Source organism: Agromyces sp. P1_H4 (assembly GCF_056405255.1).
This window is the reverse complement of the sequence record NZ_JBFUCL010000157.1, coordinates 1-8,214: the sequence shown is the minus strand read 5'-3', so window position 1 is coordinate 8,214 and position 8,214 is coordinate 1. Positions and strand designations below refer to the sequence as shown.

General features: G+C 71.5%; 6 protein-coding genes and 1 pseudogene. 2 read left to right on the top strand and 5 right to left on the bottom strand.

The features are described 5' to 3' along the window. A pseudogene (locus tag AC1DY2_RS10920) lies at positions 1-350 on the top strand (hypothetical protein); the annotation flags it as partial. Between the two features lie 30 nt (positions 351-380). Here AC1DY2_RS10920 and AC1DY2_RS10915 read toward each other — a convergent pair. From AC1DY2_RS10915 to AC1DY2_RS10900, 4 genes are all read right to left on the bottom strand, one after another. Continuing rightward, a complete protein-coding gene (locus tag AC1DY2_RS10915) occupies positions 381-1,289 on the bottom strand; it encodes a serine hydrolase (protein WP_476762450.1) in 909 nt (302 codons plus the stop codon). Positions 1,290-1,384: 95 nt separating this feature from the next. Continuing rightward, on the bottom strand, positions 1,385-3,352 hold the full coding sequence (locus AC1DY2_RS10910) for a M13 family metallopeptidase (protein WP_476762449.1): 1,968 nt from the start codon (positions 3,350-3,352) through the stop codon (positions 1,385-1,387). Positions 3,353-3,441: 89 nt separating this feature from the next. Further along, on the bottom strand, positions 3,442-4,140 hold the full coding sequence (locus AC1DY2_RS10905; protein WP_476762448.1) for a potassium channel family protein: 699 nt from the start codon (positions 4,138-4,140) through the stop codon (positions 3,442-3,444). After that, positions 4,133-5,473, bottom strand: a complete 1,341-nt coding sequence (locus AC1DY2_RS10900) for a TrkH family potassium uptake protein (RefSeq protein ID WP_476762451.1) — start codon at positions 5,471-5,473, stop codon at positions 4,133-4,135. Before AC1DY2_RS10900 ends, AC1DY2_RS10905 begins: the two co-directional genes overlap by 8 nt. Positions 5,474-5,608: 135 nt before the next feature. Here AC1DY2_RS10900 and AC1DY2_RS10895 point away from each other — a divergent pair, with 135 nt between their 5' ends. Beyond that, positions 5,609-6,958, top strand: coding sequence for an MATE family efflux transporter (locus tag AC1DY2_RS10895; protein ID WP_476762447.1), 1,350 nt, complete (start codon positions 5,609-5,611; stop codon positions 6,956-6,958). Between the two features lie 76 nt (positions 6,959-7,034). Here the strand turns inward: AC1DY2_RS10895 and AC1DY2_RS10890 are convergent, their stop codons facing one another. Next, entirely contained in the window at positions 7,035-8,096 is a 1,062-nt protein-coding gene (locus tag AC1DY2_RS10890; RefSeq protein WP_476762446.1) for a LacI family DNA-binding transcriptional regulator, read from the bottom strand. Between the last annotated feature and the right edge of the window lie 118 nt (positions 8,097-8,214).

Genomic DNA, 8,214 nt, shown 5'->3' with positions numbered 1-8,214 from the left:
CGTCGGCACCCACGACGACGTCGACCGACGGCGCGCCGCTCGGCGTGATCGGCATCGTCGCGATCTGCACCCCGTTCGGCGGCTCGCGGCTCGCCCGCTTCGTCGTCGATCCGAGCGTGCGCGCCCTGATGCCGAGCGACGAGACGATCGTGACCCTCGGGCGCGCCTCGTCGGTCAACGGGCGGATCGTCTCGGTGTTCGGCCGCTACGACCCGCACATCCCCGACGGGAGCTTCCTCGAGGGGGCGACGAACGTGCGGGTCCCCGCCGTCGGCCACTTCCGGGTGCTCGGGGCGCCCGAGACGCACCGGGCCGTGCTCGACGGCGTCGCCCTGCTCGCGCAGGGCTGAGCCCAGTGCCGACGGCTCAGCGCCGAGGGCTCAGTGCACGTACTCCAGCAGGTCGACGCCGACCTGGTGCATGCCGTCGAGCACGGCGAGGCGGGAGGTGAGCATCGTGTCAGCGAAGTACATCGACACCGCGTAGGCCACGCTCGCGCGAGGTCCGCGGAGCACGCCGACCTCGCTGCGCACGCCGCCGTCGGTGCCGGTCTTGTTCATGAGCAGCACGCCGTGGTCGGGCTTGCGGTGCGCGAGGGGGTCGAGGCCGAACGCCGACGCGACCATCGACAGGTCGGCGTTGAGCGACAGCCAGCCCACCACGCGCTGGGAGACCTCGGGGCTCACGATCTCGCCGCGCGCGAGCGACGCGAACAGCCAGGTCAGCTCCTTCGCCGAGCCGATCGACAGCTGCGGCGCGTCGTCGGGTCCGCGGTGGTCGCGCACGAGGTCGAGCAGGGCCGTGCGGGTGAGGCCGAGCGCCTCGGTGCGCGCGCGCACCGCCTCGAGGCCGACGTGGCGCAGCAGCACGTTCGTGGCCAGGTTGTCACTCGTACCCGCGACGAGCGCGGCGAGGTCGGCGAGCGGCAGCGACGGCGACTGCATGTGCTGCCAGATGCCCGAGTCGCCCACGGCGTCGCGCGGCGTGCGGTCGAGCACCGTGAACGCCTCGGCGCTCGTGCCGGTGAGCCGGGAGGCGACCTCGACGAGCAGCAGCACCTTGCCGATGGACGCCGTCGGCATCACGACGTGGTCGTCGACGGAGAACAGCACCTTGCCGGTCGCGAGGTCGGTCGCCCGCGCCGAGACCTGCACGCCCGCGAGCGCGAGCTCGCCCAGGGCGTGGAAGCCGCGCGCGAAGTTCTCGTTCGGCTCCTCGGTGCGATGCTTGCCGTGTCGGATGCTGGCGTGGCGCGCTCGGCGTTCGGAACCCTGCGACGACGTCACCACAGTGCTTGCACGATCTTCCTCGGACGCTCGGCGCTCCCCCACCGCGGTCTGCGGCGCGCTCGAAAGAGATGGACTGGACGGATGAGTGGAGTGCCCTACCAGATCGTCACCCGCTCGGCCGGCTCCAGCCAGAGGGCGTCATCCGCGGTCACTCCGAAGCCAGTGTAGAACTCGTCGATGTTGCGGACGATCTGGTTGCACCGGAACTCGTTCGGCGAGTGCGGATCGATGGCCAGCAGGCGGATGACCTCCTCGTCGCGGCCCTTCATCTGCCAGGCCTGCGCCCACGAGAGGAAGAAGCGCTGCGCGCCCGTGAGCCCGTCGATCACGGGCGGCTCGGCGCCGCCGAGCGAGAGCACGTACGCCTTCCACGCGATGGCGAGCCCGCCGAGGTCGCCGATGTTCTCGCCGATCGTCAGGGCGCCGTTGACGTGGTGGTCCTGGCCGTCGAGCTGCGCCGGCTTCAGGGCGTCGTACTGCGCGATGAGTGCCTTCGTGCGCTCCTCGAAGGCCTCGCGGTCGGCCTCGGTCCACCAGTCGGTGAGCCGGCCGTCGCCGTCGTACTTCGAGCCCTGGTCGTCGAAGCCGTGGCCGATCTCGTGGCCGATCACCGCGCCGATCGCGCCGTAGTTCGCCGCCGCGTCGCGCTCGGCCGTGAAGAAGGGGTACTGCAGGATCGCCGCAGGGAAGACGATCTCGTTGAAGCCGGGGTTGTAGTACGCGTTGATCGTCTGCGGCGTCATGAACCACTCGTCGCGGTCGATCGGCTTGCCGATCTTGCCGAGCTCGCGGTTGAACTCGAACTCGGCCGTCGCGCGCACGTTGGCCACCAGGTCGTCGGCGGTGATCTCGAGCTTCGAGTAGTCGCGCCACTTCACGGGGAAGCCGATCTTCGGCGTGAACTTCGCAAGCTTGTCGAGGGCGCGCGAGCGGGTCTTCTTGCCCATCCAGTCGAGGGCGGTGATCGACTGCCGGTACGCCTCGACGAGGTTCGCGACGAGGTCGTCCATCGCCTCCTTCGCCGCGGGCGGGAAGTGCCGCTCGACGTAGATGCGGCCCACGGCCTCGCCCATGGCGCCCTCGACGAGCGAGACCCCGCGCTTCCACCGTTCGCGCATCTGCGGGGTGCCGGTGAGCRTGYGGCCGTAGAAGTCGAAGTTCGCCTCGACGAAGTCGTTCGAGAGGTAGGCGGCGCTCGACCGGATCACCTGCCAGGCGAGCCAGTCGCGCCACGCCGGCAGGCGCTCCTCGGTGAGCAGCGCGCCAAGGCCCTCGACGAACGAGGGCTCGCGCAGCACGAGCTCGTCGAACGCGCCCTCGGGCACGCCCATGGCGTCGCGCCACACCTGCAGGTCGACGGATGCCGCGGCCGCGGCATCCGACCACTGGAACAGGTTGTAGGTCTTCTCGCTGTCGCGGGTGTCGACGTTGTTCCAGTGCGCCTTCGCGAGGTCGGCCTCGAGGTCGAAGACCCGCACCGCGCGATCCCCCGCGTCGTCGAGCTGTGCGAGGGCGAACATGCGCTCGAGGTGCTTCGCGTACGCGGCGCGCACCGCCTCGAAGCGCTCCTCGCGGAAGTAGCTCTCGTCGGGCAGGCCGATGCCGCCCTGCTCCACGAAGACGAGGTAGCGCTCGGGGTCGCCCGGGTCGTTGTCGACGTAGAGCTGCAGGAAGCCCGAGACGCCCTGTCGCTCGAGGCGGCCGAGGGTCTCGAGGAACTGCTCGACCGAGCTGATGAGGGACACGTCGACGAGCTGCCCGGCGATGGGCGTGGCGCCCAGCAGGTCGGCCCGCTGCTCGTTCATGAAGCTGGCGAAGAGGTCGCCGACCTTGCGGTCCTCGGTGCCCGGCTCGGCCTGCTGCGCCTCGACGATGATGTCGCGCACGGCCGCCTCGGCCTCCTCGTGCAGCACGAGGAACGAGCCGTAGCGGGCCTTGTCGGCGGGGATCTCGGTGCGCTCGATCCACCTGCCGTTGACGTGGCGGAACAGGTCGTCTTGCGGTCGCACCTCGCCGTCGAGTTCGTCCTTCGCGATGCCTGAGGGGAGCGTGACGTCGGTCATCACCCCAGCCTAGGACTCGGGACCGGCACAGCGGATGCCGCGACGGCACGTCTCACGGTGCACTCGCAGGCGTGCGGCATCCGCTCGCCTCAGCGCAGCTGTGCGAAGCCCTCGGCGCTCGAGGTCGGACCGACCACCAGGATGGTGTCGCCCTCGTCCAGCACCGTGTCCTGGTCGGCGTTCCTCCACTCGCCCTCGGGCTTCTTGAACGCGGCGACGGTCACCCCGTACGCCGAGCGGAGTCCGGTGTCGCCGAGGCGCCTGCCGAGCAGGACCGCCGGCGCCGACGCCTTCACCAGTGCGTAGCCCTTGTCGACCTCGATGTAGTCGAGGGCATTGCCGCGCACGAGGTGCGCGAGGCGGCGACCCATGTCCTTCTCCGGGTAGATCACGTGGTGCACGCCCAGCTGCTCGAGGATGAGGCCGTGCCGATCGTCTACCGCCTTGGCCCAGATCACGGGCGTCTTCATGCTGAGCAGCACCGAGCACGTGAGGATCGACGCCGAGATGTCGTCGCCGATGGCCACGACCACGCGGTCGAACTCGTCGACCGCGAGCTGGCGCAGCGCCTCCTCCTTGGTGGAGTCGGCGCGAACGACCTGGGTCAGCTCGCCGTTCAGCGCCTGCACGAGCTCTTCGTCGAGGTCGATGCCGAGCACCTCCGTGCCGCCGGCCATGAGCTCGAGGGCGAGCGAGCTGCCGAAGCGCCCGAGCCCGATCACGGCCACCGAGTCGGCCTCGGCGATGCGACGGGTCGTGTCACTGCTGAAGATCGAGAACTTAGCCAACGGCGGGCCTTTCCTTGGGGAACTCGTAGAGGATCCGGCGGTGACGCAGGGCGATCGCCGAGCCGAGCGTGAGCGGGCCGAGCCGGCCCATGAACATGAGCGCCACGAGCACGAGCCTGCCGGGGTCGGGCAGCTCGGGCGTCAGTCCCGTCGAGAGCCCGACGGTGCCGAACGCCGACACCGCCTCGAAGAGGGTGCGGTCCAGGTCCTCCGGGACGAGCAGCATGAGCGCGAGCGTGCCCGCCATCACCGCTCCCACCGCGATGAGCACGATGGTGATCGCCTGGCGCTGCACCGCCCGCGACAGCCGCTTGCCGAAGATGTTCACGGCCGGGTCGCCGCGCAGCTCGGTCAGCATGACGAAGAACAGCAGCGCGAACGTCGTCACCTTGATGCCGCCGGCCGTGCCGGCCGGACCCGCGCCGATGAACATGAGCACGTCCATGCCGAGCCAGGTCTCGTCGTGCATGGCCCCGATGTCGACCGAGTTGAACCCGGCCGTGCGGGTCTGCACCGACTGGAAGAACCCCGCGAGCACCTTCGCGCCGGGGTCGAGGGTACCGAGCGTCGCGGTGTTGTCCCACTCGAACGCCGTGATGTACGCCGTGCCGCCCACGAGCAGCACGAGCGTGCCCCACAGGACGAGCTTGGTGTTCATCGACCAGTGCAGCGGCCGCCGGAGCTCCTTGCGCAGCTGCATGATGACCGGGAAGCCGAGCCCGCCGAGGATGACGGCCGCCGCGATCGGCAGGCAGATGAACGGGTCGGCCACGAACCCGATCAAGTTGTCGGAGTAGAGCGCGAAGCCGGCGTTGTTGAACGCCGAGACCGCGTGGAACACGGCATGCCATGCCGCCTCTCCCACGCCGTACCCGTAGCCGAGCAGGAAGCGCAGGAACAGCAGTGTCGCCGTGGCGCCCTCGATCGTGAACGAGATGAGGACGATGCCGCGAACGAGGCCCCGCACGTCGTCGAACCCCACGCTCTTCGCCTCGCTCGCCGTGTTGAGTCGCGAACGCACCGACATCTTCCTGGCCAGCAGCAAGCCGACCAGCGACGCGAAGATCATGATGCCGAGGCCGCCGAGCTGGATCATGAGCAGGATCATGACCTGCCCGAACGGACTCCAGAACGTCACCGTGTCGAGCACGGTCAGCCCCGTGACGCAGACCGCCGAGGTCGCCGTGAAGAGCGCGTCGACGAACGACGGCGGCCGCCCGTCGGCCGCGGAGATCGGCAGGAGCAGGAGGAACGTGCCGGCGAGGATCACCGAGGCGAAGCCCACGACCACGGCCTGCGCCGGGTGCAGGCCGCGGCGACGCAGGCGGAGCATCCGTCGCCCGATCCCCGTCGACTCGCGCGTGGTCACAGCGCCACACTAGCCCCGTGCGGGGCGCCCGACGCGACCGTGCGGCATGCCGCGTGCGGCGGTCCGGCCGTCGGCAGGCCCGCCTAGGCTCGGGAGCATATGACCACTGCGCTCTTCCGTCGCGCCGTCGACCGCGACATCCTCCGGCTCGCCGTGCCGGCGCTCGGCGCGCTCATCGCCGAGCCGCTGTTCCTGCTCGCCGACACGGCCATGGTGGGGCACCTCGGCGCTGTGCCGCTCGCCGGCCTCGGCCTCGCGAGCGCCGTGCTGCAGACGATCATCGGCCTCATGGTGTTCCTCGCCTACGCCACGACGCCGGCGGTGGCGCGACGGCTCGGGGCGGGCGACGAGCGCGCTGCGGTGGCATCCGGGGTCGACGGGTTGTGGCTCGCCCTCGGGCTCGGCGTCGTGCTCGCGGCGGCCGGGTGGCTCGCGACGCCCTGGCTCGTGGGCGTGTTCGGGGCGTCGGCGGCGGTCACCGCCGAGGCATCCGTCTACCTGTCGATCTCGATGGCCGGGCTGCCGGCGATGCTCGTCGTCTTCGCCGCCACCGGCCTGCTGCGCGGGATGCAGGACACGCGCACGCCCCTGTGGGTGGCCGGCCTCGGCTTCACGGTGAACATCGGCCTCAACGCGCTGTTCATCTACGGCCTCGGACTCGGCATCGCGGGGTCGGCGATCGGCACCGTGATCGCGCAGTGGGGCATGGTCGTGGTGTATTTGGTGGTCATCGCGCAGCACGTGCGGCGGGTCGGTGCCAGCCCGTGGCCGCACCACGCGGGCGTGCTGAGCGGCGCGGCGATGAGCGGCTGGCTGTTCCTGCGCACCGCGAGCCTGCGCGTCGCCCTGCTGCTCGCCACGTGGGCGGCGACGTCGCTCGGATCCGACGAGCTGGCGGCCTACCAGGTGGCCATCACGATCTACTTCACGCTCGGGTTCGCGCTCGACGCGCTCGCCATCGCGGCACAGGCGCTCATCGGCAAGGGGCTCGGCTCGGGCGACGTGGCGCACGTCCGAGCCGTGCTGCGGCGGTGCGTGGAGTGGGGCATCGGATCGGGCGTCGTGCTCGGCGCGCTCGTGATCTCCACCGCCTGGGTGCTGCCCGCGCTGTTCACCTCGTCGCCCGAGGTCGCCGCGTTGCTGCCGCCGTCGCTCGTGGTGCTCGGCCTGTCGGCGCCCCTCGGCGGACTCGTGTTCGTGCTCGACGGCGTGCTCATCGGCGCCGGTGACGCCCGCTACCTCGCCTGGACCGGGCTCGTGAACCTCGCCGTGTTCGTGCCGCTGGCGCTCGGCACGGTCTGGTGGGCGGATGCCGCGGGGCTGCCCGGCGCCGCAGCGCTGGCGTGGCTCACCGGCTCGTTCGCGATCGGCTACCTCGCCGCTCGCGCGGTGACGCTGTCGCTGCGGGCGCGCGGCGCGCGCTGGATGGTGACGGGCGCGCCGGCCTAGGCTGCGCCGACCGGAACGCAGGAGCATCCGTGGGATGGGGCGCCTGGGCCCGCATCGGGCGGATGCTCATGCGAGATCAGGCGCGCGGCGGCGCCGTCGTGTCGCCCACGTGCAGCGAGCTCGTGAAGCACACCGACTCGGGCGGCTCGCCGGCGAGCAGCCGCACCACGGCCTCGCCCGCGGCGCGACCCTTCGCCACCGAGGGCTGCACGAGCGTGGTGAGGTCGTGCTGCAGCCCGTCGACGCGGATGCCGTCGAAGCCGAGCACGCTGAGCTCGGCCGGCACGGCGACGCCGAGCTCGTCGGCCGCCTGGATGACGCCCGCGGCGAGCAGGTCGCTCTGCGCGATGATCGCCGTGGGCCGCGTCGCCGGGTCGGCGAGCAGCGCCCGTCCGGCCTCGAGGCCCTCCTCGATCGAGCTCGCGGCCGCCGACCGTCCGGTCGCGTGCGGGAAGACCTCGCGGGCCCCGAGCAGCCGCTCGCTCGCGGTCTCGGCGGTGCTCCCGCGCTCGAGCTCGGGCGTCAGCGGCCCGCGCGTGCGGGCGGCGTCGAACGGGAGCGTGACGAGCGCGACATCCGTGTGCCCGAGGCTCTTGAGGTACTCGGCTCCCCGGCGGGTCGCCTCGCGGTTGTCGATGGAGATCTTCGGCACGTCGTCGCCGGCATCGCCCTCGATCGCGACGGCCGGGATGCCGCGACGCCGCAGCGCCTCGACCGAGTGCCCGAGCCGCGGGCTGCAGCCGACGAGCACGACCGCGTCGACGGGGGCGCTCTCGATGCCGACGGCGTGACCGCCGGCCTCGCCGGTGTCGGTGAGCAGCAGCAGGCCGGCCCCGAGCGGCGCGATGCCCTCGGTGATGCCGTCGAGCATCTGGATCTTCACGGGGTCGAGGAAGGCCGCGCGCACGCGCTCCTCGAGCACGACGCCGACGATCCCTGAGCGGCCCCGGCGCAGGGAGCGGGCGCGCGGGTCGGGTCCGGCGTAGCCGAGGGCGGATGCCGCGGCGAGCACGCGCTCCTTCGTGGCATCCGACACCGGGCCCGAGCCGCTGAAGGCGAGCGACGCCGTAGACGCCGACACTCCGGCCTTGGCCGCGACGTCGGCGAGCGTCGGGCGTGGTGGGGCATCCGCGTGCATGGGCTGATTCTAGGCCGAATCGATTCGAGTCGTGCCGGGGAGCGCCACCACGGGTCCCGCGCCCCTTCGCTTCACGTCACTGCGGATATACGATCCGGCGCGCCGAGCTGTGCTGGTT

What these genes read in the sequence shown, in the direction of transcription:
- AC1DY2_RS10895 (WP_476762447.1), top strand. Translation starts at nt 5,609, where the DNA reads ATGACCACTGCGCTCTTCCGTCGCGCCGTCGACCGCGACATCCTCCGG.
- AC1DY2_RS10890 (WP_476762446.1), bottom strand. Translation starts at nt 8,096, where the DNA reads ATGCACGCGGATGCCCCACCACGCCCGACGCTCGCCGACGTCGCGGCC.
- AC1DY2_RS10900 (WP_476762451.1), bottom strand. Translation starts at nt 5,473, where the DNA reads ATGCTCCGCCTGCGTCGCCGCGGCCTGCACCCGGCGCAGGCCGTGGTC.